This is a genomic window from Microbacterium maritypicum, assembly GCF_008868125.1.
GTDB lineage: Bacteria > Actinomycetota > Actinomycetes > Actinomycetales > Microbacteriaceae > Microbacterium > Microbacterium maritypicum.
Genome location: NZ_WAAQ01000001.1, coordinates 1,170,554 through 1,196,280 on the forward strand (window position 1 = coordinate 1,170,554; position 25,727 = coordinate 1,196,280).

Annotated in this window: 22 protein-coding genes; 17 read left to right on the forward strand and 5 right to left on the reverse strand. The window is 67.6% G+C overall.

All coding sequences use genetic code 11. The annotated features are described in order from the left end of the window. Nucleotides 1-22: 22 nt before the first annotated feature. A complete protein-coding gene (locus tag F6W70_RS05685) occupies nucleotides 23-1,276 on the forward strand; it encodes a CDP-glycerol glycerophosphotransferase family protein (protein ID WP_151486120.1) in 1,254 nt (417 codons plus the stop codon). Beyond that, nucleotides 1,273-2,709 (forward strand): CDP-glycerol glycerophosphotransferase family protein, encoded by a 1,437-nt coding sequence (locus F6W70_RS05690; RefSeq protein ID WP_151486121.1) that lies wholly within the window; start codon nucleotides 1,273-1,275, stop codon nucleotides 2,707-2,709. Before F6W70_RS05685 ends, F6W70_RS05690 begins: the two co-directional genes overlap by 4 nt. 15 nt (nucleotides 2,710-2,724) lie before the next feature. Here the strand turns inward: F6W70_RS05690 and F6W70_RS05695 are convergent, their stop codons facing one another. Further along, the gene (locus F6W70_RS05695) at nucleotides 2,725-3,798 is read right to left on the reverse strand and encodes a glycosyltransferase family 2 protein (protein ID WP_318278810.1); all 1,074 of its coding nucleotides are present in this window, start codon (nucleotides 3,796-3,798) and stop codon (nucleotides 2,725-2,727) included. Nucleotides 3,799-3,917: 119 nt separating this feature from the next. On the opposite strand from F6W70_RS05695, the gene F6W70_RS05700 reads away from it, so the two are divergent. The 6 genes from F6W70_RS05700 (at nucleotide 3,918) to F6W70_RS05725 (ending at nucleotide 9,860) form a co-directional block, all read left to right on the forward strand. Then, the gene (locus F6W70_RS05700) at nucleotides 3,918-5,201 is read left to right on the forward strand and encodes a CDP-glycerol glycerophosphotransferase family protein (protein WP_151486122.1); all 1,284 of its coding nucleotides are present in this window, start codon (nucleotides 3,918-3,920) and stop codon (nucleotides 5,199-5,201) included. Between the two features lie 2 nt (nucleotides 5,202-5,203). Beyond that, nucleotides 5,204-5,974 carry a biotin--[acetyl-CoA-carboxylase] ligase gene (locus tag F6W70_RS05705; RefSeq protein ID WP_151486123.1) on the forward strand — a complete coding sequence of 257 codons (771 nt, stop codon included), beginning with the start codon at nucleotides 5,204-5,206 and terminating at the stop codon, nucleotides 5,972-5,974. A gap of 86 nt (nucleotides 5,975-6,060) precedes the next feature. Beyond that, nucleotides 6,061-6,564, forward strand: coding sequence for a PH domain-containing protein (locus F6W70_RS05710; protein WP_127483427.1), 504 nt, complete (start codon nucleotides 6,061-6,063; stop codon nucleotides 6,562-6,564). Between the two features lie 112 nt (nucleotides 6,565-6,676). Continuing rightward, nucleotides 6,677-7,801: a 5-(carboxyamino)imidazole ribonucleotide synthase gene (locus tag F6W70_RS05715; RefSeq protein WP_151486124.1), complete on the forward strand. Its 1,125-nt coding sequence runs from the start codon at nucleotides 6,677-6,679 to the stop codon at nucleotides 7,799-7,801. Between the two features lie 140 nt (nucleotides 7,802-7,941). Then, nucleotides 7,942-8,409 carry a 5-(carboxyamino)imidazole ribonucleotide mutase gene (gene purE / locus F6W70_RS05720; RefSeq protein ID WP_036322962.1) on the forward strand — a complete coding sequence of 156 codons (468 nt, stop codon included), beginning with the start codon at nucleotides 7,942-7,944 and terminating at the stop codon, nucleotides 8,407-8,409. After that, nucleotides 8,406-9,860 carry an LCP family glycopolymer transferase gene (locus F6W70_RS05725; protein ID WP_151486125.1) on the forward strand — a complete coding sequence of 485 codons (1,455 nt, stop codon included), beginning with the start codon at nucleotides 8,406-8,408 and terminating at the stop codon, nucleotides 9,858-9,860. The genes purE and F6W70_RS05725 overlap by 4 nt, the downstream gene beginning before the upstream one ends. Nucleotides 9,861-10,069: 209 nt before the next feature. Here the strand turns inward: F6W70_RS05725 and F6W70_RS05730 are convergent, their stop codons facing one another. Beyond that, entirely contained in the window at nucleotides 10,070-10,654 is a 585-nt protein-coding gene (locus F6W70_RS05730; protein WP_055864321.1) for an LAVTG motif-containing sortase-dependent surface protein, read from the reverse strand. Between the two features lie 144 nt (nucleotides 10,655-10,798). Next, the gene (locus F6W70_RS05735) at nucleotides 10,799-12,562 is read right to left on the reverse strand and encodes a DUF4012 domain-containing protein (protein ID WP_151486126.1); all 1,764 of its coding nucleotides are present in this window, start codon (nucleotides 12,560-12,562) and stop codon (nucleotides 10,799-10,801) included. Between the two features lie 122 nt (nucleotides 12,563-12,684). On the opposite strand from F6W70_RS05735, the gene F6W70_RS05740 reads away from it, so the two are divergent. The 5 genes from F6W70_RS05740 (at nucleotide 12,685) to F6W70_RS05760 (ending at nucleotide 19,975) form a co-directional block, all read left to right on the forward strand. Next, a complete protein-coding gene (locus tag F6W70_RS05740) occupies nucleotides 12,685-13,758 on the forward strand; it encodes a glycosyltransferase (protein ID WP_055864315.1) in 1,074 nt (357 codons plus the stop codon). A 134-nt stretch (nucleotides 13,759-13,892) separates the two neighbouring features. Then, on the forward strand, nucleotides 13,893-16,298 hold the full coding sequence (locus tag F6W70_RS05745) for an FG-GAP-like repeat-containing protein (RefSeq protein ID WP_151486127.1): 2,406 nt from the start codon (nucleotides 13,893-13,895) through the stop codon (nucleotides 16,296-16,298). Nucleotides 16,299-16,386: 88 nt separating this feature from the next. Beyond that, on the forward strand, nucleotides 16,387-17,289 hold the full coding sequence (locus F6W70_RS05750; protein ID WP_151486128.1) for an ABC transporter permease: 903 nt from the start codon (nucleotides 16,387-16,389) through the stop codon (nucleotides 17,287-17,289). Continuing rightward, nucleotides 17,286-18,023 carry an ABC transporter ATP-binding protein gene (locus tag F6W70_RS05755; RefSeq protein ID WP_151486129.1) on the forward strand — a complete coding sequence of 246 codons (738 nt, stop codon included), beginning with the start codon at nucleotides 17,286-17,288 and terminating at the stop codon, nucleotides 18,021-18,023. The genes F6W70_RS05750 and F6W70_RS05755 overlap by 4 nt, the downstream gene beginning before the upstream one ends. Continuing rightward, nucleotides 18,020-19,975, forward strand: a complete 1,956-nt coding sequence (locus F6W70_RS05760) for a DUF6541 family protein (protein ID WP_151486130.1) — start codon at nucleotides 18,020-18,022, stop codon at nucleotides 19,973-19,975. The genes F6W70_RS05755 and F6W70_RS05760 overlap by 4 nt, the downstream gene beginning before the upstream one ends. A gap of 39 nt (nucleotides 19,976-20,014) precedes the next feature. On the opposite strand, the gene F6W70_RS05765 is transcribed toward F6W70_RS05760, so the two are convergent. After that, the gene (locus F6W70_RS05765; RefSeq protein ID WP_151486649.1) at nucleotides 20,015-20,425 is read right to left on the reverse strand and encodes a DUF2304 domain-containing protein; all 411 of its coding nucleotides are present in this window, start codon (nucleotides 20,423-20,425) and stop codon (nucleotides 20,015-20,017) included. A gap of 5 nt (nucleotides 20,426-20,430) precedes the next feature. After that, complete coding sequence (locus F6W70_RS05770; protein WP_151486131.1) at nucleotides 20,431-21,117, reverse strand: glycosyltransferase family 2 protein; 687 nt, start codon at nucleotides 21,115-21,117, stop codon at nucleotides 20,431-20,433. Between the two features lie 80 nt (nucleotides 21,118-21,197). Here F6W70_RS05770 and F6W70_RS05775 point away from each other — a divergent pair, with 80 nt between their 5' ends. Genes F6W70_RS05775 through F6W70_RS05790 form a run of 4 tightly spaced genes read left to right on the forward strand, consistent with a single transcriptional unit; the run spans nucleotide 21,198 to nucleotide 25,696 of the window. Next, nucleotides 21,198-21,809, forward strand: coding sequence for an acyltransferase (locus F6W70_RS05775; protein ID WP_151486132.1), 612 nt, complete (start codon nucleotides 21,198-21,200; stop codon nucleotides 21,807-21,809). Further along, nucleotides 21,806-22,903, forward strand: coding sequence for a DegT/DnrJ/EryC1/StrS family aminotransferase (locus F6W70_RS05780; RefSeq protein WP_151486133.1), 1,098 nt, complete (start codon nucleotides 21,806-21,808; stop codon nucleotides 22,901-22,903). Before F6W70_RS05775 ends, F6W70_RS05780 begins: the two co-directional genes overlap by 4 nt. After that, nucleotides 22,903-23,889 carry a Gfo/Idh/MocA family protein gene (locus F6W70_RS05785; protein WP_151486134.1) on the forward strand — a complete coding sequence of 329 codons (987 nt, stop codon included), beginning with the start codon at nucleotides 22,903-22,905 and terminating at the stop codon, nucleotides 23,887-23,889. Before F6W70_RS05780 ends, F6W70_RS05785 begins: the two co-directional genes overlap by 1 nt. Before the next feature lie 10 nt (nucleotides 23,890-23,899). Beyond that, nucleotides 23,900-25,696 carry an ABC transporter ATP-binding protein gene (locus F6W70_RS05790; protein ID WP_151486135.1) on the forward strand — a complete coding sequence of 599 codons (1,797 nt, stop codon included), beginning with the start codon at nucleotides 23,900-23,902 and terminating at the stop codon, nucleotides 25,694-25,696. Nucleotides 25,697-25,727 lie beyond the last annotated feature (31 nt).

A 25,727-nucleotide genomic window follows, 5' to 3' on the forward strand; every position in this document is an offset into this window, starting at 1 on the left:
ACCGCCGCGATAGGCTCGCGGAGTGGCGTCCTTCTCTTTCGGCACCGGCAATGCGGCCAAGCTCCTCCGGATCCCGTTGTATGCCGTCGGACGCATCGGCACCCTCCTCCTTCCGCGCGGCCGGCGCTGGGTCTTCGGCTGCGGTGCCGGAGTGGGCGACGGCGCTCTCGCACTCCAGCGCTACGCGTCGGAGGCGGGCCACGACACCGTCTGGCTCACGGCGTCGGAGCGCGAGGATCGGGACGCTGCCGCCCTCGGTATCCGCACCGTGCGCAAGAGCGGACTGCGCGGATGGTGGACGACCGCTCGGGCGGGGGTGCTCGTGGTCACCCACGGACTCGGCGACGTGAACCGCTACGCGAACGGCGGCGCTTTCGTGGTCCAGCTCTGGCACGGGATCCCGCTGAAGCGGATCGGGCTGGACTCTCCGGCGACGACCCAGGTTCCGAATGTTCCCGCGGCGGCGCTGTTGCGTCGCGCGGTCGGTATCCTCTACCGCGCCGCAGCCCAGCGCATCCGCGTGCTCCCGGCCGCTTCGCACCGCGCACGGGGGCGCTTGGAGTCCGCGTTCGGCCTGGGTGATGACCGTGTGGTGGTCACAGGGGAACCTCGCGTCGACGTGCTCTCGGCAGGATCGGCGGAACACGTGAGGTCCGCGGCATCCGCTCTGCTTCGCAGCGTCGTGGGGGAGATTCCCGATACCGCGCGCACCATCCTCTACGCGCCGACCTGGCGTGATGGGGCTCCCGACCCCGCCGTTCCCACCGCTGAGGAGTGGATCCGCATCGTCCGGGTCCTCGAAGAGCACGACGCCGTCCTGTTCGTGCGCTCTCATCCCCTGGGAGAGGGCGGATATGCGCCCCCGCTTCCGAGCCGCAGGGTGCACGCGCTCGGCGCTGCGATGCTTCCCGACGTGACGCCGGCGCTCGCCGCGTTCGACGTGCTCGTCACCGACTACTCCTCGCTCGCATACGACGTCGGTCTGCTGCGCATGCCCGTGCTGTTCCTGGCTCCGGATGCTGAGGAGTACGCCCGCACTCGTGGCTTCTACGGCCGGTACGACGACGTCGCAGGCCCCGACGCGGCCACCGACTGGGCGGAGCTCCTGGCACAGCTCGAAGCGCTCCTCGAAGACACCGCCGCCCACGACGCGGCGTCCGAGCGTTCCGCTACGCTCAGCGCGGAGATGCACGCATATCGGGACGGGCGCAACACCGAGCGCGTGTACCAGGTCATCCGCGCGCGGGGGATTCCCGCGCCGAAGGGAGCAGCATGACAACGGCCCGCATCGATGACGCGGCGGAGGCCCTGATCATCGAAGGGACCGGTCAGCGACCGGAAACGGCCGACCTGGTCGGACCACGAGCGCACGTCGAGGCTCGTGTCACCGGGGGCGGCAAGACCTGGAAGGCGACGTTCCCGTTGCAGGCCTCCCGTTGGGGCGGCCCTTCGCTTCCCCTGCCGACGGGGACGTACGAGCTGCGGATCGCCGACGTCGATCTCGATGATGTGCGACTCGCTCCTACCGTGCTCACCGGGGTTCGGATAGCGTTGAATGCCGGTACCGTCCGCATCGCCGCGCCGGTGGATCCGGTGTACGAGACCGCTGAGGGGCGCTCGACCCTCGAGGAACGGTACGTCGCTCAGGCGGGCGGCACAGAGAACGCCGTGTTCTTCGAGAGCTTCTACGGACGAAGCGTCGGATGCAACCCGCGGGCCATCGATCGCGAGCTCGCGGCGCGCGCACCCGAGGTGCGACGCTACTGGAGCGTCGTCGACCTCTCGGTCGAGGTGCCGGAGGGGGCGATCGCCGTCGTCGAGGGCAGCCCCCAGTGGTGGCACGCCCGCGGAGCCGCACGGCTGCTGGTGGTCAACGACTGGCTGCGTCGACGATTCGCCCGCAAGCCGGGGCAGAAGGTGCTCCAGACCTGGCACGGCACACCGCTCAAGCGGCTCGCCCTGCACCGTCCCGGCTTCGATCCGCGACGGATGGCCGCGGTCGTGAAGGAATCCCGGCGCTGGGACGTCCTGTTGGCCCAGAACACCTATTCCGAGCGCATCCTGCGCAAGGCGTACGCCTTCCTCGGGCGGCCGATCTGGGTGGAGGGATACCCCCGCAACGATGCGCTCACCAACGGCGACCCTGCCGAGGTCCGCGCGGCGTTGGGGATCGGGCCCGAGGAGCGCGTGCTCCTGTACGCACCGACCTGGCGCGATGACCGTGCCGAGATGGTCGACTTCGTCGATGCGGAGCTTCTGGCGCACCAGGCGAACGCCGTGGTCCTCGTGCGCGGTCACTCCCGCACTCTGGAACAGGGACGCGATCGCGCGGGTGCACGGGTCATCGATGTGACCGGGTACCCCGAGACGGCACGGCTGCTTCTGGCGGCAGACGCCCTGATCACCGACTACTCCTCGGTGATGTTCGACTTCAGCGTCACCGGAAAGCCGATGTACTTCCTGGTGCCCGACATCGATCACTATCGCGGACAGCTGCGCGGGTTCTACTTCGACCTCGCGGAGCGCGCACCCGGTCCGCTCGTGCGCTCTCAGGAGGAGCTCGCGGCCGCTCTGGACGACGCGGGCCACGTGGACGCGTACGCGGATCGCTATGCGGCCTGGCGGAAGCAGTTCAACTCCCGCGACGATGGTCATGCCGCGCAGCGTGTGGTCGACCGCATCCTCGATCTGGGGTTCGTCACGCCCTGAGTCCGCGCTGGCGCGTCAGGGGAGAGGTGTGTTCCGGGTGCCGAGGCGCGAGGCGTCGACGGTGTCGCGGGCACCGCGCAGCACACCACCCAGGAAGCCCAGGCCCCAGGAGATGTGCATCGTCGGCAGCACCAGGAGCGTCCACATCCGCTGGCGCACGCCCCCTCCGCCGGGCGCGAGCGCCACGCCGATCACGAGCAGCAGATACAGCGCGAGCGGCACGTAGACGAGGATCGATGCGATCAGAGACGCCGCTCCGCTGAGCGCCCCTGTCAGCTGCAGGACGCCGATGACCACGGCGAGGGCCACGACCACCACGAGCGCGGGCGGGGCGAAGTAACGGATCCCGTTGCGGCGACCGAACCGACGCACGAGCTCACCGCGCCAGGCGCCCGTCGCGCGGAACTGCCGAGCCAGCCGCAGCCAGCTCTCCCGCGGCCAGTAGGTGACCGACAGATCGGGGTCGAACCACACCTTGTGGCCGGCCTGTCGGATCCGTAGGTTGAGCTCCCAGTCCTCGCCACGTCGGATCGACTCGTCGAACAGCCCGACCTCATCGAGGACGTCGCGCCGCATCACGCCGAGGTACGCCGACTCCGCCTCGCCCTCCTGCGAACTCCCGTGATAGGCGCCTCCGCCGAGCCCGACAGGGGAGTTGTACAGACGAGCGACCGCCTTCTGGAAGGGCGTGCGCCCCTCGGCGTGCATCACGCCGCCGACGTTCGCCGATCCGGTGCGCTCCAGAGTCTGCAACGCCAGGGCGGCGTAACCGGGGGAGAGTTCGGAGTGCGCGTCGACGCGCACGATCGTGCCGTAGCGGCTTGCCTGGATCGCGGCGTTCAGCCCCACCGGGATGTGCGCCGCAGGGTTGTCCACCAGCCGGATGCGGTCGTCCGTCGCCGCGAGTCGTCGGGCGAGCTCGGTCGTGCCATCCGTCGACGGGCCCAGCGCGAGCACGAGCTCGGTGGGGGCATCGACATCCTGAGCGAGCACCGAGGCGATCGCGTGCTCGAGGTACGCGCGTTCGTTGAGCACCGGCATCACGAAGGACACCCCGGGCAGGGGAGCGGAGAATTCGTCGGCGCGCACATGATGATCATGGCACGGTGTCCACGCACGTTCCCTGATCGAGGGCGCGGCAGGGCGTCCGCAGTCCGCGGGACGGGCTGCGGCGGGAGGATCGGACGCGGACGAACTATTCTGGAGGGATGGGTGCACTGTCTGACGCGAAGAAGGCATACCGTCTGCTGAAGCGGGCGCTCGCGTCTCGCACCTCGGTGCAGCGCGTGCGACGTCGGCTCGCCGAGCGCGAGCCGTTTCCGACCGACCACTTCAAGGTCGCGGTCTACTTCGCCGACGGTGCCGTGAACATGTATCAGATGCGTCAGTGGTACCGCCCGCTCGCCGAGCTCGCGAAGCGCTGGCCCGTCGTCGTGCTCTCCCGGCAGGCCACCGGGACCGAGAAGCTCCTCGAAGAAGACGCCCCTCCGGTGGTGTTCGTCCCGAAGGTGCGCGATCTGGAGCGGTTCATCGCCACCCAGGACATCCGCATCGTGCTGTACGTCAACCAGAACACCAGGAACTTCCAGATGTTCCGGTACGGGCGGCGCTGGCATGTGTTCATCAATCACGGCGAGTCCGACAAGATGTACATGACGACGAACCAGTACAAGGCCTACGACTACGCCTTCGTCGCCGGACAGGCCGCTCGGGATCGTCTCTCGCGCACGCTGTGGGATTACGACGTGAACCACCGCACGATCGAGATCGGGCGCCCGCAGGCCGATCACTACTCCGGAACGCTTCCGTACACGCCCGATGAGCGGACCGTCGTGCTCTATGCGCCGACCTGGGAAGGCGACCGTCCCAGCGCCCACTACGGTTCGATCGCTTCGCACGGCGAGGAGCTCGTGAGCCGGCTGCTGGCGACCGGTGCCCACCGTGTGATCTACCGCCCCCATCCCCGCAGTGGCGTGGTCGATGAGGCGTACGGCGCCGCGCATCGACGGATCGTGGCCGCGATCGAAGCGGCGAATGCCGCGGACGCGACCGCTCACCATGTCTACGACGCGGCTCCGGAGTTGGGCTGGCAGCTCACCGCGGCCGACGTCGCCATCGTCGACATCTCCGCCATGGTCTACGACCGGCTCGCCGCCGGAAAGCCGCTGATGATCACGCGTCCGACGGACGAGCAGGCATCGATCGACACGCAGGGCTACCTGTCTGATTGCGAATGGCTGACCGCGGAGGCTGCGGTCGACATCGTCGCCGAGGTCGATCGGGTCCGAGCCGATGAGGCTGCGATCGCCCGGCTGCGGATGTGGGTCCAGCACTACTTCGGCGACACCACGCAGGGGGTGGCGACCGCGAAGTTCCATGCCGCGGTCGAGCGCCTCATGCAGGAGTGGGAGCGTTGGCAGGCGCATGAGGTCGGAACCGTCCGCGAAGACGAGGACGACGACGACGAAGAAACAGACGACGAGGACGCCTGAGGATGGACTTCCCGCTCGCGAGCGCGATCGTGCCTCGCCTCGAGCTGGTGGCGGACACCGGTTCGACGAATGCCGACCTACGGGCGAAAGCGGCTGACGCCGAGGGCTGGCCGCACCTGGCGACCCTGGTCACGCGCAACCAGACGGCCGGACGTGGTCGCCTCGATCGCACGTGGGTCGCGCCGGCGGATTCCGCTCTCGCGATCTCGGTGCTGCTGCGCACGATTCCGGCCGATCCGGCCGCGCGGGGATGGATCCCGCTCGCCGCTGGTGCGGCGATGACGGAGGCGATCGCCGAGCAGCTCGTCGGACATGACGTCGCCGTGAAGTGGCCGAATGATGTTCTCGTCGACGGGCGGAAGATCTGCGGCATCCTCGCGGAGGCGACGACGGCGGCGGTGATCGTCGGGGCGGGCGTCAACACGGCCATGACGATCGAGCAGCTCCCTGTGCCGACGGCGACGTCGTTCGCATCCCTCGGCGTCGTCGTGGACGAGGACCGTTTGCTGTCCGCCTACCTCGAGAAGTTCGACGGGCACCTGTCGGCGCTGACCGCCTCTGGAGACGCCGTCGTGAGCGGCCTGCACGGTGTCGTGTCCGCCCGCTGCGCGACGCTCGGGCTGAGGGTCAGCGTGTCTCTGCCGGCCGGCCGCTCCCTCGACGGGGTGGCCACGGCGATCGATGCGGAGGGCCGTCTTCTGGTCGAATCGGATGGTCGGGAGTACCCGATCTCCGCCGGCGACGTCGTGCACGTGCGGCCGGCCGGAACCTGACACGCCGCCGCACAGACGGCTTTGTCGCAGATCACGGGCACAATGGTGGGGTGACCCAGCCTGTGACGCTCGGCGGGAGGCCCCTGATGCCGCCGCCCGGTACGCCTTCGGAGGAGCTGCTGATCGCGCGCTTCCGGAGCCACGCACGTCGCCTGTTCTGGTCGGCACTCGTGCTCATCGCTACTTTCGGGGCGACGGGGTACTTCTTCGGCAATCTGCCGGAGGGTATCGAGGACTGGATGCTCCTCACCGCCGCCGGGGCTCTGGTGCTGCTGGCCGTCGTGCTGCCGTTCGTCATCTGGTACTCGCGGAGCACCACCGTCACGACCAGGAGGGTCATCGCCCGCCAGGGGATCGGTTCCCGTCGGCGTCACGAGATGTCCCATGCCCGGGGCTACACCATCGCCGTTCGCCGCGGTCCGCTGCAGCGGATGTGGGGCTCGGGCACGATCACGCTGTCGAACGGCGTCGACACGCCGCTGCGGTTGGCGAACGTCCCGAACGTGACCCTCGTGCATGAGACCCTCGCCGACCAGATCGAGGTCGGGCAGATTCTCGCGCACCGCGACGCGCAGGCCGTCGGCGACTGAATCCGGCGGCGTTCAGGCGGCCGAGCGCGGTGATCCGTGCCGTCGATCCGCAATCTGTCGTGCATGTCCGCATCGGTGCGGGAGAATGGGGGCAGACGAATGGAGGCGGCACATGGCGCTGCGTGTTGGCGTGATCGGCGGAGGACAGCTGGCCCGGATGATGATCGCTCCGGCGGTCGAACTCGGACTCGAACTGCGAGTGCTCGCCGAGGGTGAAGGGATGTCCGCCGGACTCGCGGCCACCGCGGTCGGCGACTACCGGGATCTGGAGACCGTGCGCGCCTTCGCGGCCGACGTCGATGTCGTGACCTTCGACCACGAGCACGTGCCGCAGGACGTTCTCCGTCAGCTCGTCGCAGACGGCGTCGTCGTGCACCCGGGGCCGGACGCCCTCCAGTACGCGCAGGACAAGCTCGTGATGCGCGCGCGTCTCGCGGAACTCGGAGTGCCCCAGCCCGACTGGGCGGCTGTGCGCACCACGACCGAGCTGCAGGCGTTCCTCGACGAGCACGCAGGAGCAGGAGTGGTGAAGACTCCGCGCGGAGGCTACGACGGCAAGGGCGTGCGCGTGGTCCGTGCAGCACAGGACGCGCAGGACTGGCTGGAAGCGCTCGCCGAGGGGGAGGCGCTTCTCGTCGAGGAGCTCGTCCCGTTCGTGCGCGAGCTCGCGCAGCAGGTCGCCCGTCGAGCGGGCGGTGAGATCGTCGCCTATCCCGTGGTGGAGACCGTTCAGCGTGACGGCGTGTGCGCCGAGGTCATCGCACCGGCCCCCGCCGCCGCCGAGCGCCTGACCGAGGTCGCGGAGGCGATCGGCCGCACCATCGCCGAAGGGCTCGGCGTGACCGGGATGCTCGCGGTCGAGCTGTTCGAGACCGACGACGAGCGCATCCTCGTGAACGAGCTTGCCATGCGGCCGCACAACAGCGGGCACTGGAGCCAGGACGGCGCCGTCACCGGCCAGTTCGAACAGCACCTGCGTGCCGTCGCCGATCTTCCTCTCGGGAGCACCGCGCCGCGAGCCGCGTGGTCCGTGATGGTCAACATCCTCGGCGGACCCGTCGAGGGGACGCTCGACGAGCGTTTCGGCGCGGCGATGGCCGAGCACCCGCAGGCGAAGATCCACACCTACGGGAAGGCGCCGAGACCGGGCCGCAAGGTCGGACATGTGAATGTCGCCGACGACGACCTCGACGACGCGGTCTACGTCGCCAGGGCCGTCGCCGCACACTTCGACTGATCCGCAGCCCGCATCGCCTCTTCGCCGACACATGCGGGGCAAGAGGCGTGCCGTTCGGGGAATCTCACAGCGGCAGACCGTACCCTGATCTGGTGACCGAGCCACTGCACTCTTCCGCCGAGCCTCTGGTCGGCGTCGTGATGGGATCCGACTCCGACTGGCGTGTGATGAGCGACGCGTCCCAGGCGCTCACGGACTTCGGCATCCCGCACGAGGTCGAGGTGGTATCCGCACACCGCACCCCGGACAAGCTCATGTCGTATGCGCGAGAAGCGCGCTCGCGCGGCATCCGCGTCATCATCGCCGGCGCCGGGGGAGCAGCCCACCTTCCGGGAATGCTCGCCTCGATGACTCCGCTCCCCGTGGTGGGTGTCCCTGTGCCTCTCGCGTATCTCGACGGCATGGACTCCCTGCTGTCCATCGTGCAGATGCCCGCCGGCATCCCGGTCGCGACGGTCTCCATCGGCGGCGCTCGCAATGCGGGTCTGCTCGCCGCACGGATCCTCGGAACGGCCGACACCGCTCTCGCTGACCGCGTCGAGGAGTACGCGCGCGATCTCGAGGCGCAGGTCGAGGAGAAGAACGAACGGCTGAAGGCCTCCCTGTGACTCTTGCGCCTCCGCGCGCAACACGGCGCCCGCTGATCGAGACCCGGCCGCTGCGGCACCCGGACTCCGCCGATTCGGGGATGATGGCCAAACGCGGGTGGTGGCTGGTCGCCGTGAACCTTCTGGTGCCGGGCTCCGCCCAGGTCCTCGCCGGCAACCGCCGCCTCGGCCGTTTCGGTCTCGGCGCCACACTGGTCTCCTGGGTCCTCGCGATCGTCGCTCTCGGACTCGCGCTCTTCGCACGCCCTGTCCTGCTGTGGCTCACGATCGGTGGCGGTTTCTTCTCGGCCGCCGTACTGACGATCGTTCAGGTGCTGCTGGTGGGATACGTCGTGCTCTGGGTGGTGCTCACGTTCGACACTCTGCGCCTGGTGCGTCTCGTGAAGGTGCCAGGAGTCTCCCGACTCGCCATCCCGGTCGTGGCGCTGGTACTGCTGGGACTCGTCGGCGGCGGGGCGGGATACGCAGCCACCGCCGTCGGATCGGTGCGCAACACCATCGGCTCGATCTTCGGACAGAGCGGTCCCAGTGTGCAGCCCAGCGACGGCTACTACAACATCCTCCTCCTCGGAGCCGACAGCGGCGACGGCCGCGACTCCATGAGGTTCGACAGCATCTCGGTGGTCTCGGTGAACGCCGACACCGGTGCCGTGACGATCACCGGCATCCCCCGAGAGCTCCCCAATGCGCCGTTCAGCGACGGCAGCCCGATGCAGGAGCTGTATCCGGAGGGGTTCGAGGGCCACAGCTCCTCTACCTGCGGCTGGAACGGATGGATGAACCACGTGCGCAACGCCGCCGAGGTCTGCCGGGAAGACGCCGGCGCCGGTCTCTACCCCGACGCCGTGGCCAACGGGTCGGAACCGGGTATCGAGGCGACGAAGGATGCGGCCGAAGGCGTACTCGGGATCGAGATCCCGTACTACGTGTTCGTCGACATGCACGGCTTCGCTGAGCTCGTCGATGCACTGGGTGGTGTCGAGATCGACGTCACGGAGCGGCTGCCCAAGGGTGGTCCGCCCGAGGGGTGGACGGGCACCGACGTGAACGAGTGGGCCATCGGCTGGATCGAACCGGGAACGCAGCGCATGGACGGCGACACGGCGCAGTGGTACGCCCGCTCGCGCTACACGACCAGTGACTGGGACCGGATGAAGCGTCAGCGGGAGCTGCAGGCCGCCATCCTCGCCCAGTTCACGCCACAGACCGTCCTCACCCGATTCAACGAGGTGGCAGCGGCCGGCACGGCCCTGATCAGCACGGATCTCCCGTCGGACAAACTGCCTGAGTTCTTCGACCTGATGCTCAAGGCGAAGGAGCAGCCGGTCACGTCGATCGAGCTCACCCCCGACGCCGGCGTGGACGAGCACCAGCCCGACTACGCCTTCATCCACGACTTGATCCAGCAGAAGCTGCATCCGCCGACGGAGACGCCGACGCCCGAGCCGTGATCACGCCCGCGTGAGGTCGAGCTACCCGCTCGGCACCCCATGCGCGCCCCTCTGTGCCGACGCCATGAACGACAAAGCCCACGGCCGTCTCCCGAAGGAGAACGACCGTGGGCTTCCGGTGGATTCCACCGGATGCACCAGACGACGGTGATCGGAGGGGGAGGGATCACCGTCGTCCAGTCGACCACCGCACGAGGCGGCAGCCGGACCTAGGCGCGCTTGCGGCGCGATGCTCCCACCGCGACGAGGGCTCCACCGGCGACCAGAGCTGCTGCTCCGCCGCCGAGGACCCAGGGCGACACGCTTCCGCCGGTGAGGGCCAGCTCGATGCCGCCACCGGTGAGCGGCAGCTCCGAACCCGCGGTCGCAACCCCGGGATCGTGGTCGCAGCTGGTGGCCGCATCGTGGCCGTGCGAAACCGTGATCGTGGCGGTGTACGAACGCGAGCCGTTGAAGGCGACGGCGTAGGAGCCCTCACCGTCGGACGGCGGACGGAACGTGAGGGTCAGGCTTCCGTCGGCGCCGGCGATGTTGCCGGAGACGGCGGCCTTGCCGGCGTTGTAGCCGGACACCGACACGTTGACGTTCTCGGATGCCAGGAAATACCCCGGACCGAACACGATCGTCGAGACTTCGCAGATGTCGATGATCGGGTCGCCGACCTTGGCGCCGGGAGGCGTCGGATACGAGTCGGACGACGCGGCCGGTACAGTCGGCGCAGCGGTGGCCACAGTGGGCGCGACGAGTACGAGCGCGCCAGCGGCAAGGCTGATGACAGCCAGTTTCTTCAGCATGATTTCTCCCCAGAAATTTCACGCGGAATCGCTTTTGGACACACCCCTGCATCCAACTGCGTGGCGTCTTCCTGCCCCCACGGCAGGATGGCAGACGCCAGATATTCCCCAGTGAGTCGACAGTACCCTATCGAGCCGGGAATGTCACGAGGCGCATCGGAGGGGCTCCCGTGTCGTGTCGGGGGTGTGGATCAGCGGGGTGTGCCGCACCTCCGTGAGTCGCTCTCCCGCACCGGTGCCCTGGAACTCGACCGTGATCGTCGTCGATTCGCCCGGCGCGAGGGAGACCTCGTGCTGCACAGCCGAGCGGTCGCCGATCATCGCCGTCTGCACGCCCTCTTCTGCGCCGTCCCGGTCGATGCGCGACGGCGTCGCCCCCTCGGGGCCGTACACGGCGATCAGCGTGCGCACCGTGCCTGCGGGCACGCCGTAGAAGCCGTCCGCCGTGACGTAGGGCGGCAACGAGGTGGCGGCGTCGGCGGGGGCCGTGTTGGTCCATGTCACCCGCACCTGCGTGGTCGGGGTCCCCTGGCAGCTCCCGACCGATGTCGAGATGGATGCGCGGGTGTAGAAGTCCATCTTGCCGCCGGTGGTGTCGTTCATCAGCACCCCCACGTAGGTCGCATCGACGCTGTCGGTGGGAATCGTGCCCCCCAGTGCAGAGCCGGCGAGAACGGCCTCTTCGTCGTCATGGGCGCTCCAGATCCGGATGCGGCCCTCCTCCGCCGACGTCGCCAGTTCTCCGATCAGTGCGCGCGGGTCTCCTCCGGACAGCGCGGCGCCGAAGAGCGCTCCTGCGGCCTGCGCGAAGATCTCGTCCTGCACGGCGGGATCGGGAACCGCGGCGTAGATCTCTGAGAGCAGGATGTCGGTGACGTTCTCGGGCGTCGCCGTGAACGGGCCGAACGTGAGGTCTCCGGTCGCCGCGATCAGATGCTTCGCGACGACGGCGTCCACGGCGATGACGCCGTCGACGGTCCCACCGAATCGACCCTCCCAGCGGGCGGCGATGGCAGCTCCTGCCTCGCTGAAGTCGGGGATGCTCGTGATGTTCTGCAGATAGCGGCCAGGACGGTCCTCGAAGAGCGCGATCGTCGAGTCGCTGAGGGGCAGCGCGGTGTCGAGCGGAGGGAAGTCCCGCGTCGACGCCTGGCTCTGGAGGGTGATCCTGCCCCCCTCGGCGTGCAACAGGGCGATGGATCCGATGATGCCGCCCGACGAGCGCAGCTCGGCGTTGTTCTGCATCGCGAGTACGTAGTTGCGCGGTCCCTCGCCGCCGAGCATGGTGGGCAGCAGCACGGCCGCGCCATGGAGCGAACCCACGACCGTCGCGGCCTCGGTGACGGATGAGCGCATGGTGCGGATGGCGTCGGCGAGCGGCGGGAGCGTGGCGTCGGCGTCGATGCGTCGTGCGTGCAGCTGCGCGGTGCTGAGCGCTGTGTCGGCCGTGCCGAGCGGGCCGGCGATCTCTGCGAACGGCGCCAGATCGATCGCCCCGCCGGCGAAGCCCAGGCTCGCCAGATCGAAGTCCGCCGCCACGTCGAGGAGGGGCGTGAGCGCGTCGGCCGACACGTCGTCGGCGATCTCGGCGATCTCGCTCACCGCGCTGAAGTTCGGTCCGATCCATGGCAGGGCGCCGAACGCGTGCCACACGGGGTCGGACGTCAGGCTGCGAGCGGACTCCGCGTTGTGCGCGATGCTCTTCGCCAGCGGCCTGGCGCCCTCGAGGTCTCCGGCCGCGATCGAAGACTTCAGCTGAGAGGCGCCTTTCGCCACCTGCTGGAGGTCGTTCACCGCGCCGATCCCACGGATGCAGACCCAGCCGATGGCGATCAGGAGAAGGGAGAGCAGAACGCCGACGGTCCACCCGATCCATCGGCGCCGGACGGGAAGTCGACCATCGCTCACCCGAGCATTCAAGCACGAACCGCTGCAGTGGTGGTGGGGGAAAACTGTGCGAACGCTGACATTCGGGCGGCGCGGTCGGCGCGTTCCGTGGGGGAGCGGCACGGCGAAGATAGCCTGTGGGCATGGGTGCTCGGCTGCGTGTTGTTCTGGATCAGCTCGTGAGCGTCGTCGATGCCGATCATGCGGACGCCGCGGTGGGACTCGCGGCAGGACTGGTCGCGACGGCGCCCTCCGGGTGCGCGGTCGATGCCATCGTCCCGTCGGGCGCGACCGTGCCCGTGGCGGGAATCGGGGACGTCCGCACCCTCGGCATGGGGCGCCGCGAACTCGCTGCCGCCTGGCAGCTCGGGATCGTTCCCGGTGTCGGCGGGGGACTGATCCATTCGCCGACGCTCATGGCCCCGCTCGTGCGCCACGATCGCGTGCACGACAACGACCAGACCACGGTCACGGTGTGGGATCTGCGCGCATGGGAAGCGCCGGAGACGCTCTCCAAAGGCAGCGTCGCCTGGCAGCGCGGTATGCTCCGACGCGCCGTCAGGCATGCCGACGCGGTCGTGGTGCCCTCTCACGCCGTCGCGGAGCGTCTGTCCGAGCTCGCGAAGATCGGCGACCGTCTCCGTGTGATCGCCGGCGCACCGCCTCAGGGATTCCGCGCTCCCGGTGACGCGTCCGAGCGTCGCCGCGCTCTCTCGCTGCCCGACGAGTACGTGGTTCTGACCGGGTCCGTCTCGAGTCTGTCCGACGGCTTCCGGGGTGCGGTGGCCGCCGGCCTCGACGCGGTGGTCATCGACGCGCCCGAAGGGGCGGAGCCTCGTCACGCCGACGCCGCTGCGGCGGCAGGACTGCCGGAGAGGCGCACGCATGTGCGGGGGGCACTGAGCGTCGAGGATCGTGCAGCAGTACTAGACGGCGCATCCGCCTATGTCGCGACGGATGCGGTGGCAGGCTGGCCGTGGCGCGCGGTGGAGGCCATGGTGCTCGGCGTTCCCGTCGTGGCGGTCTCCAGTGGGTCACATCGGGACGTCATCGCCGACGGGGGCATGCTGGTCCCCGCCGAGGCGATCGCCGACGCGGTCGCCGAGGCGACCGGTGGAGCGGCGGACAGACTCCGCGTGCTCGCCTGCGACCGGTCGCGAGCCTTCTCCTGGGCGAGCTCTGCGGAACGCCTCTGGGGCCTGCACGCAGACCTGTGATTCGCTGAGAGCAACCTGCGCATACGGGCGACACGCCGAAAAGTTGTGGCGCAAAGCGTGTAACAGTGGCATCATCACGCAACTTCCGTCACACTGGTCACATGTCTCGACGTGCCCCACGCTCGCGAAACAACATGAGGTTCCCCCGACTCCTCACCTGTTTCCTCGCTGTCTCCGCCCTTGTCATCGGAACGGTGGTCCCCGCCACTGCCGCCACCGCGTCCGTCTCCGCGAGCGGCTCGAGCAGCGCGAGCATCGCGAAAGCAGCCGTCGACCCGGTCTCGGCCGGGATGGTGAAGTCCACGCTTGCAGGTTTCGAGGCGGGCAATATCATCAGCGATGCGGTCTTCACGAACGCGGGCACGATGTCCGAGGCGCAGATCCAGGCCTTCTTCAACAGCAAGGTGTCGAGCTGTCAGAGCGGTTACGTCTGCATCAAGGACTTCCGCATCACGTCGGTGACCCGCCCCGCCGACGCCTACTGCGACGGCTACACCGGCGCGGCCAACGAGTCCGCGGCGCGGATCATCTACCGTGTCGCGCAGTCCTGCAACATCAATCCTCAGGTGCTGATCGTGATGCTCCAGAAGGAGCAGGGGCTGATCACCCACACCTGGCCGAGCGCGTGGCGATACAACATCGCGCTGGGGCAGGGGTGCCCTGACACCGCGCCTTGCGACCCGAACTACATCGGCTTCTTCCATCAGATCTACGGCGCCGCGCGCCAGATGCAGATCTACATGGAAGGCAAGTGGTTCCAGTGGTACGCACCGGGTCGGACCTGGAACATCCTCTACAACCCGAACGCGAACTGCGGCAGCTCGCCCGTCTACATCGCCAACAAGGCGACGTCGGCCCTCTACTACTACACGCCGTACCAGCCCAATGCAGCGGCGATGCGCGCGGGCTACGGCGAGGGTGACGGCTGCTCCGCGTACGGCAACCGCAACTTCTACAACTACTTCACCGACTGGTTCGGCTCCACACAGACGCCGACAGCCGTCGGACCCAGCCTCTCCTCGGTGAACACTTCGTCGTACGTCCTCGGCATCGACAGTGCCGGCGTGCTCTGGGGCTACCCGTTCGCGAAGAGCGCGTGGGGAAACCGGAAGCAGCTGGCCACCGGCGTCGGCGCGTCTTCCTCGGCCATGCTGGTGGGCGATCTCAACGGTGATGGCAACCGCGATCTGATCATCCGTCAGGGGCAGACCGCGATGGTTCTGCGCGGGAACGGTTCCGGATTCGATTCCGGCCAGGGGCTGAACGTCGATTGGAGCGGCGTGGTCCTCTCCGCGCCCGCCGGCGACGTGGATGGCGACGGCGTGCCCGATGTTCTCACGACGAATGCGGCCGGCGACCTGCTCCTGTGGCGCGGAGACGACCGAGGCGGTCTGCTCCCCGGTATCCAGATCGGGTGGGGCTGGGGCGGGATGAATCTGCTCGTTGGCAACGTCGACCTCAACCGCGACGGAAAGCCGGATCTGATCGGACGTGATTCCGTCGGTCGTCTGTGGGTGTATTACGGCAACGGCACCGGCGGGTGGGCGGGTCAGCGTCAGCTGGGTTCGGGATGGGCGTCGATGACCTCGGTCTTCGTGCCCGGGGACTTCACCGGGGACGGTGTGTCCGATCTCGCCGGTCGAGCTGCCGACGGCGATCTCTACCTTTATCCCGGTGACGGAGCAGGAGGCATCACCACGGCAGGTCGCATCGGGAACGGCTGGAACTCTCTCAACGGTCTGGCTGGCGCGGGGGATGCGGTGAGCAAGGTACGTCCCGTTCCGGCCGGAGCCGGCGATGTCGATCGCGACGGCGCGGCAGACGTCCTCGCGCTCTCGGGTCAGGGCTCTCTCAACCTCTACCGCGGCAACGGCTCTGGCGGTTGGCGTGGTTCGCAGCAGCTCGGTGGCGGCTGGAGCGCCGATGATCGGATCATCACGATGGGCGACTTCAACGGTGACGGGCACCGTGACCTCGGGCGGATCACCGCGAGCGGTCAGTTCCTGCTGTACCCGGGCCAAGCAGGCGGATACGGAGAACCTGTCACGATCGGTACTGGCTGGAACGGGCTCTCGTTGCTCGTGGGAGGTATCGACTTCGACGGCGATCGCATTCCGGATGTGATCGGACGCAACGGCGCGGGCAACCTGGTCTACTACCGTGGCAACGGCTCTGGCGGGTGGGCGGCAGGCCCGGTGGAGATCGGCATCGGCTGGGGCGGGTTCACTCTCGCGACGAACGCCGGTGATTTCGACGGTGACGGTCGGCAGGACCTCATCGCCCGCAGCGCCGACGGGAACCTCTGGCTCTATCCGACCAATGGGCGAGGCAGCTGGGGCGGGCCGCGACAGATCGGATACGGCTGGGGAGGCTTCACCTCGATCCTCGGTGCGGGCGATTTCGACCGCAACGGTCTGATGGATGTGATCACCAGGGCAGCGGACGGTACCCTCTACCTCTACCGCGGCAACGGTGCCGGTGGGTGGGGGACGAGTACGCCGATCGGCACCGGGTGGAACGGCTTTACCGCCCTCGGCTGAGAGGCCGCGGCCCGCATCCCCGCAGGGGGTGTCCTAGAATGTTTGAGATGTGCCGTGGCGCCCGCCACTGCAGCTGATTGAGTGGGCAGTGACAGATACTCGAGACCTTTTCTCCGTCGTCCCGCGTTCGGATTTCGACGTCCCCGGCACCAGCCGAGGCTTGATCGACGTCGTGCGCTGGCGCTATCTCCTGTACCTGCTGGTGCGCACCGGTGTGACCACGAGATACCGCAATTCCGTCCTCGGATGGACCTGGTCGTATGTGCGCCCCGGTGCGCAGTTCCTGGTCTTCTGGGTCGTGCTCGGTCTCTTCCTGAGTCTCAACAGGGATATCCAGAACTACCCGGTGTACCTTTTTTCCGGGATCGTGGTGATCAACCTCTTCTCGGAGGCGTTCAAGAATGCGACGACCTCGATCGTGAACAACGCCCCGTTGGTGCGGAAGGTGTTCCTTCCGCGGCAGCTCTTCGCGGTCTCCGCCGTGCTGGTCGCGTTTATCCACTTCCTCCCGCAGCTCGCGCTCCTGCTCATCGTCTGCCTCTTCATGGGCTGGATCGCCAACGTCACCCTCCTGGGGGTGGCCGCGATCCTGGCAGGGATCATCATCGTGGGTCTCTTCGCCCTCGGGATGGGGCTCTTCTTCGGCGCGCTCAATGTCCGCTTCCGTGACGCCGAGAACATCGTGGAACTGCTCCTGCTGCTGGCCACCTGGGCCTCGCCGGTTCTCTACGCATGGACCATGGTGCAAAGCGCCGTGGACAAGCTGGGATGGCCCGAGTGGATCGTCAACCTCTATCTGCTCAATCCGATCACCCAGGGGGTCGAGCTGTTCCACTACGGATTCTGGCGGCCGGTGACGGGTGTCACGATGCAACTGCCCCCGGATCTCGCCTGGAACACGCTGTGGACCTTCCTGATCTCCGTCGGCACGCTTCTGGTCGGGCAGTTCATCTTCCGAAGCCTCGAGGGAAGGTTCGCGCAAGACCTATGAGCACTGCGACCTCCGCGCGTCCGAGCATCATCGTCGACGGTGCGCGCAAGAACTTCACCCTCAACCACGCGTTGTCGTTCAAGGACACCGTCGTAGCGTGGATCCGCCGTCGGAAGACGAGCAGTTCCTTCGAAGCGCTCAAGGGCCTCGATCTCGTCATCAACGAGGGCGAGTCAGTGGCGATCCTCGGGCTGAACGGTTCGGGGAAATCCACTCTCCTTAAGCTGATCTCCGGGGTCATGGAGCCCGACGCCGGTCAGGTGCTCACCCGCGGCCGGGTCGCCGGGCTGATCGAAGTCGGTGCCGGCTTCCACCCCGAGCTCACCGGGCGCGAGAACGTCTTCCTCAATGCGGCGATCCTCGGGATGCAGCGCAAAGAGGTCGAAGAGCGTTACGACGAGATCGTCGCGTTCAGCGAGATCGAGCAGTTCATCGACCAGGAGGTCAAGCACTACTCCTCCGGGATGTTCATGCGCCTGGCGTTCTCTGTGGCCATCCACGTCGAGCTCGACGTGCTGCTCGTCGATGAGATCCTCTCGGTGGGCGATGCGCCGTTCCGAGAGAAGTGCCGACTCAAATTCGAAGAGCTGATCGCTTTGAAGAAGACTCTGGTCGTGGTGAGCCATGACATGGAGATGGTGCGCGAACTCTGCACGCGGGGTGTGGTGATCAACAAGGGCGAGGTCATCTACGATGGCGCGATCGAGGGTGCGATCGCTCTGGTCGACGAATGATCTTCGACTGGTTCGCGCAGTCCGGACTCTTCGCTCTGGCTCTGATTGTCGTCTTCGTCCCGGGCCTTCTCCTCGGCGCGGGTCTACGGCTGCGCGGACTCGTGCTCTGGGGGGCCGCTCCGGGTGTCTCCGTCGGCATCCTCGCCCTGCTGGCGATTGTCTTCCCGTTCCTCGGGATCCGCTGGGGGCACGGGAGCGTCGCTGTCGGCGTGCTCCTGATCGCCGCCGCCGTCTTCGGCCTCCCACTCCTGTTCCGCTCGCGTCGCCGGGGCGGGTGGGCCCGCACCGCGATGCCGCGCCACGGCCTCTTGCTGTGGTGCGCCCTGGTGGTGGGCGGCGGGCTCAACGCCGCGCGACTGATGACCTACGTCGGGGTGCCGACAGCGATCTCGCAGACCAACGACGCCGTGTTCCACCTGAACGCGTTGCGTTGGGTGGCGGAGACGGGCAGTGCCTCTTCTCTCGATCTCTCTGGACTCATCGGCGGGTCGAGTTTCTACCCGGCTGCATGGCACGCCGTCGCCTCGCTCGTCGCGCTCGACAACGGCCAGATCCCGATCGCCGCCAACGTCGTCGCACTCGTGATCGTCGCGCTCGTGTGGCCGTTGAGCATCGCCCTGCTCACGCACGTCGTAACGCGGGGCGATCGTGTGGTCACGGCCCTCGCAGCCGCATTGTCCGCCGGCCTGCTAGCCTTCCCGCAGCTCATGTTCGAATGGGGGGTCCTCTACCCCTACGCCCTCTCGCTCGCCGTCGTCCCCGCGGCTGTCGCCTTCACGATCGTCACGCTGCGCTGCTGGCTGGGGGCGCGACGGGGTGAGCGGTTCCGCGTCGCCGTGGCTCCCGGATTCGCCGCGCTTCTCCTCGTTGTCGCGACCACACTCGCGCAACCGTCATCGGTGTTGGTGTGGGGCATCTTCGTCATGCTCTGGCTGACGGGCATGCTGGTGCGTCGCCTCCGCCAGCGACGGCAGGCGCGTCTGGGCGCCCTCGCGACCATCGCCGTGGGGTGGGCCGCCATCGCCGTCGTGTGGCTGGCGCTCGCCTACCTCGCGGGTCCGGTGCTGTGGAAGGCCTACAGAGGAGTCCTCGGCGCCGTGGCTGATGTGCTTCTCAACAGTCACTCGTTGCTGCCGCCGGCCATCGGCATGAGTGTGCTGATGATCGTGGGAATCCTGATCTGCGCGCGCGATGCGCGCCTGCGCTGGCTGGTCATCGGGTGGGTGGGCGTGTCCGTGCTGTACGTGGTGAGCGTCGCCACCGATCTCCCGGTGGTCAAGCGCCTGCTGACCGGGCCCTGGTACGGGGACTCTTTCCGTCTGGCGGCGATCGTGCCCCTGGTCGTGGTGCCCATCGCCGCGATCGGCCTCGCGGCGTTGATCGACGTGATCGTGCGGCGCTGGCGGCGCGGCACGGTGCCGGGACGGGTACCGCTCGCCTTCATCGCGACAGCTGTGGTCGCGGTGATCGGCGTCGTCAGCGTTGTCGTCGCTCCGGTGATCCCCTTGCGCGTCGCCGCCAAGACCGACCCGCAGTCCCGCTACGCGCTCAATGACCGCAGTTATCTGTCCGCTGACGAGTCTGCGCTGCTCCGACGACTCCCGGATCTCCTCCCCGAGGATGCGCTGATCATCGCCAACCCCTCCACGGGGGCCGCCTTCGCCTATCTCCTGGGAGAGCGCGACATCATCCCGCGGACATGGTCCCCGCCGCAGTCGACAGCGTGGGACATCCTCTCGTCGCACCTGAACGATGCCGCCGATGATCCGGACGTCTGTTCAGCGCTCGATGCGTACGGAAGCCCCGGTTACGTCCTCGACTTCGGTCGCGGGGGCACCGGCCCCGGTCAGTACCTGATGCCGGGGATGACCGACTTCGACGGTAAAGCCGGGTTCGAAGAGGTCGACAGAGAGGGAAGGGCGAGTCTCTGGCGGATCACCGCCTGCGACTGAGTTTCCACTTTGTGCCGCGCGCGGCACACCGCGCCCTGGTCAGGGCTGATCGTTCGCGCTCGTCGGCTGCTCGGGGGCGTCGGGATCGGTGCGCCCTGTCTGCGGAGCGGGGGCGTCCTGGCGGCTAGCGGACGCCTGGAGCAGTGCCAGCTTCCGTGCCAGCAGGGTCAGGCTCCGCTGATGCGCAGCGTTGCGGCGCGACTGGGTGTAGACGAACACCAGGAACATGAGCACCAGGGCGTAGAGCAGCAGGTCGGTGCCGCGACCGACTCCGACGAGGTTCGCGACCCAGGTGAGCCACTGCGGGAACAGGATCGACAGCACGGCGACCAGCACGAAGGCCCCGAAGAGCAGTCGCCGGATGGCGAGGTGGCTGTCCGCGCCGGTGCGACGCATGAAGACGGCGCCGATGGCGATGATGCCGGCGATGAGGACGACCTGGATCCACATCGGGTTCACCGCACGATCAGATCGACGAGGATGTTGACCGAATTGAGCACCGATTGCCCCTTAGATTTCGAATAGTCGGTGTACAGCAGCTCGACCGGGTACTCGATCCACGGGAGACCGGTGTCTCCGAGCTGCAGGACGATCTCGGTGGCGTGCGCCATCCGATCCTGTTTCAGCTGCACCCGGGAGGCAGCGTCCGCTCTGATCACCCGTAGCCCGTTGTGGGCATCGGTGAGCTTCACGCTGGTGGTGAGGTTGGTGACCCAGACGGCGGTCTTCAGTATCACGCGCTTCATCCAGCCCGGGTTGGTCCGATCGTCGAGGAATCGCGATCCGAACACGATCGCCGCCCCCTGCTCACGTGCAGCGGCGACCATCCCGACGGCGTCGTCGACGCGGTGCTGGCCGTCGGCGTCGAAAGTGACGATGAACTCGCACCCCGGGTGGGCGAGGGCGTAGTCGATTCCGGTCTGCAACGCCGCGCCCTGGCCGAGATTGATCGGATGCTCGACGATGTGCGCGCCCGCGGCGCGAGCAGCCTCGAGGGAACCATCGGAGGATCCGTCGTCGATGCAGACGACATGGGGGAAGTAGGGGAGTAGCCCGTGGATCACGCCCGCGATCACGGATGCCTCGTTGTACAGCGGGACGACGACCCAGGTGTGCGGATCGGGGCTTGCTGGGATAGTCACGCTCCTATCCTCTCAGGAAACAGATGTGCGAGCAGATAGGATGATCCAGTCCCCCTCTTAGACCGCGAGGAGAAACCCGTATGCCCTCACCGACCGATGTCCGGATCGTCGATTCGGCAGATGTGTCCCCTGAGGCGAAGGTCGGAGCGGGAAGTTCGATCTGGCATCTGGCGCAGGTGCGCGAGAACGCGCAGCTCGGCGAGAACTGCATCGTCGGACGCGGTGCCTACATCGGCACCGGCGTCGTCATGGGTGACAACTGCAAGGTGCAGAACTATGCGCTCGTGTACGAGCCTGCACGGTTGGGCGATGGTGTCTTCATCGGCCCGGCCGTCGTCCTCACCAACGACACCTACCCGCGTGCGATCAATGCGGACGGATCTATCAAGAGCGCCCATGACTGGGAACCGGTCGGTGTCACGATCGAACGCGGTGCAGCGATCGGCGCCCGCGCCACCTGCGTCGCCCCTGTCACGATCGGAGCATGGGCCACCGTCGCGGCCGGTGCCGTGGTGGTGAAGGATGTACCCGCACACGCACTCGTCGCCGGAGTGCCAGCCCGCCGCATCGGCTGGGTGGGAGAGTCCGGTGTGCCGCTGACGCCCGGGGACGCCGAGAACACGTGGGTGTGCCCCGCCACCGGGGCGCACTATGTCGAGACTGATGGAACACTGACCAAGGAGACCGTGTGAGCGAGTTCATTCCCCCCGCGAAGCCGATCATCGGCGACGAAGAGCGCGAAGCTGTTGATCGGGTGCTGCGCAGCGGCATGGTGGCCCAGGGCCCCGAGGTCGCCGCCTTCGAACAGGAGTTCTCGGCGCACTTCGTGCCCGGGCGTCCCTCCGTGGCCGTGAACTCCGGTACAGCGGGGCTTCACCTCGGTCTTCTGGCTGCGGGTGTCGGAGCGGGCGATGAGGTCATCGTGCCCTCGTTCACCTTTGCGGCGACCGGTAACTCGGTGGCCCTCACCGGCGGAACGCCGGTCTTCGTGGACATCGAGCCGGAGACCTTCACGCTTGACCCCGAGGCCGTCGCCGCCGCAATCACGCCGCGCACCAAGGGAATCCTCCCCGTCCACCTCTACGGGCACCCGGCACGGATGCGGGAGCTCGAGGCTCTCGCCGCCGAGCGCGGAGTGGCACTGTACGAAGACGCCGCGCAGGCGCACGGAGCATCGCTCGACGGCCGTCCCGTCGGATCCTTCGGCGAGTTCGCGATGTTCAGCCTGTACCCGACGAAGAACATGACCAGCGGCGAGGGCGGAATGGTCACCACGGCCACCGACGACCTCGCTCGCGGGGTCAAGCTGCTGCGCAACCAGGGCATGGAGCGTCAGTACGAGAACGAGGTCATCGGCTTCAACGCACGCATGACCGACATCCACGCGGCCATCGGTCGTGTGCAGCTGACCAAGGTCGATGCCTGGACCGCACAGCGACGCGCGAATGCGGCCTTCCTCGATGAGAACCTGCGCGGCGTCGTCGTCCCGCCGGTGGCCGAGGGCGCAGCGCACGTGTACCACCAGTACACGATCCGCGTCCCCGAGGACCGCGACGGGTTCGTCGCCGCGCTCAAGAGCGAGCACAACGTCGGCGCGGGGGTCTACTACCCGATCCCGAACCACCGCCTTCCCTCGCTCGCGCACTTCGCGCCCGGACTCGACCTTCCCGAGACCGAGCGCGCAGCCCGCGAGGTCGCGTCCCTCCCGGTGCACCCGTCGCTGACCAAGGACGACCTGGAGCGGATCGTCACGGCGGTCAACGCCGTCGCAGGAGCGGGCGCCTGATGGCCGCGTTGCGCGCGGGACTTCTCGGCGTCGGCATGATGGGGCGCCACCACGCGCGCGTCATCCGTGATGTCGACGGTGTCGACCTCGTCGCGATCGCCGACCCTGGGGGAGACCCCCATGGTGTCGCAGGGAACCTCGAGATCCTTCCCGACATCGATGCCCTGATCGCGGCGGGCATCGATATCGCCGTGGTAGCCGTGCCCACGCGGTTCCACGAAGACGCCGCGCTCAAGCTCGCGGATGCCGGGGTGCACACCCTGGTGGAGAAGCCGATCGCGCACACCGTCGAGGCCGGACGCCGGATGTCCGACGCTTTCGCCTCGAAGGGCCTCATCGGCGCGGTGGGGCACGTCGAGCGCTTCAACCCGGCGGTGCAGGAGATGCGTCGACGGCTCGAAGCCGGCGAACTCGGCGACGTGTACCAGATCGCCACGCGTCGCCAGAGCACCTTCCCGGCGCGGATCGCCGACGTCGGCGTGGCCAAAGACCTCGCCTCCCACGACATCGATCTGACGAGCTGGGTCGCCCAGAGCGCGTACAAGACGGTTTTCGCACAGACGGCGCACAAGAGCGGTCGCGAGTTCGAGGACATGATCACCGTTACCGGTCGCCTGGCCAACGGCGTGATCGTGAACCACCTCGTCAACTGGCTCTCGCCCATGAAAGAGCGCATCACGGTCGTCACCGGCGACCGCGGCACCTTCATCGCCGACACCGCCACCGGAGACCTCACGTTCTACGCCAACGGCACGATCCCGCTGGAGTGGGAGTCCATCTCCTCTTTCCGCGGCGTCTCCGAGGGCGATATCACCCGATACGCGTTCGCGAAGCGTGAGCCTCTTCGCGTCGAGCACGAAGCGTTCCGCGACGCCGTCCTTGGAAAGCCCAGCGATCTCGTGACGATGGAACAGGGGTTGCACACGCTCGAGGTCGTCGAGGGCGCGGTCGCTTCGGCCGCCTCCGGTACGTCGACGACCTTCTGAGCGCCGACGGATGAAGCAGCTCTGGCCGGTCCTGAGGGGTCTCATTCCGCTGTTGCCCAAGGGGGCGCAGAGGTACTTCGTCTGGTACATGATCATCACGACGATGATCACTGCTCTCGACGTCGCCGCGATGTCGTTGCTGGCGCTCATGATCGGGCCCGCTCTGACCGGGGCGCCGCTCACCCTGCCGGTCATCGGTGAGATTCCCTCGGAGAGTCTCCCGCTTATCGGGCTCGGTGCCTGCGCGCTGATCATCCTGAAGTCCGCGCTGACGATCATCGTGCACTGGCTGGCCACGCGCCGTTTCGCCCGGTATGAGCTCGAGATCGGCGACCGGATGTTCAAGGCGTACATCAACTCGAGTTGGGAAGAGCGTTCGAAGCGCTCCGTCGCAGAGATCACCCGCATCGCGGATGCCGGCATTGCCAACACCATGGCCGGGTTCCTGTTGCCGTTGATGCGTGTTCCGAGCTCGATCTTCACTTTCGTCCTCATCATCGGCGTGCTCTTCGTCGCCGACCCCGTGACCTCGGTGATCGCCCTCGTCTATCTGACTCTGGTGGCGCTCGTCGTGCATTTCGTCATCACCAAGCGGGCGCTCGAGGCGGCCCAGGTCAACCTCGACTTCAGCTACCGTGTCGCGATCCTGATGACCGAGATGCTGGATGCGCTCAAAGAGCTCAGCCTGCGCAACCGTCTCTCCGAGGTCGCCGATCTCGTCACCGCGAACAGGCATCGATCGGTGCGCGCACGCGCCAATGGTTCATTCCTGAGCGTGGTACCCGGATTCGTCTTCGAGTCGGCTCTCATCGGCGGTGTCGTCCTTATCGGTGCGGTCGCCTTCGCGCAGAACGGCCTGGCGGGCACGCTGTCGTCGGTCGCACTATTCGCAGCGACGGGGTTCCGACTGATCCCGGCCATCAACGGGGTCCAGGGAGGTCTTGTCCAGGGCATCGCGAGCATCCCGTCTGCACGCGACGTGATCAATGACCTCACGGCGGCCGAAGCCGATATGAAGACCTCCCAGGCTCCGGCCGATACGGCAGAACTCGCCTACACTCCGCAGGAGCTGCGGCTCACGAATGTGCGATTCCACTACCCGAACTCCTCGGAAGATGTGATCCGCGGGATGTCGTTGACGATCCCCCTCGGTAGCTCTCTGGGCATCGTGGGACCCTCGGGGGCCGGGAAGTCGACGCTGATCGACCTTCTCCTCGGCCTCAGCCAGGCGTCATCCGGCGAGATCACGATCGACGGCGACCCGTTGCGGTCGGTGCTGCGGCAGTGGCGCGGACGTGTGGGATACGTCCCGCAGAAGGTGGCATTGTTCGATGGCACGATCGCTCAGAACGTTGCGTTGACCTGGACGGATGAGGTTGATGAGGAGCGCGTCCTGCGTGCCCTGGAGCGGGCCCAACTCGGCTCGCTGGTGAAGTCTCGCGCAGGCGGCGTCCACGAGCGCATCGGCGAACGCGGGATGTCGCTCTCCGGCGGACAGCAGCAGCGTCTCGGCATCGCCCGCGCGCTCTACACTGATCCGCTGGTGTTGGTGCTCGATGAGGCGACGAGCTCGCTCGACACCAAGACCGAGGACGAAGTCACCAAATCGATCCGCGCGCTGCAGGGCGAGGTCACCCTGATCTCGGTCGCGCACCGCCTGTCGACGATCAAGGACTACGACAGGGTCTGCTATCTGGACGAGGGCGTGATCGCCGCCTCGGGGACGTTCCACGAAGTCGCCACGAGCCTGCCCGCGTTCGCCGAACAGGTGTTCCTCGCAGGGCTGGCACGTCAACCCGGCGCGTAGCACTCTGGGCAGCGGCCCGACCGATCGGGCG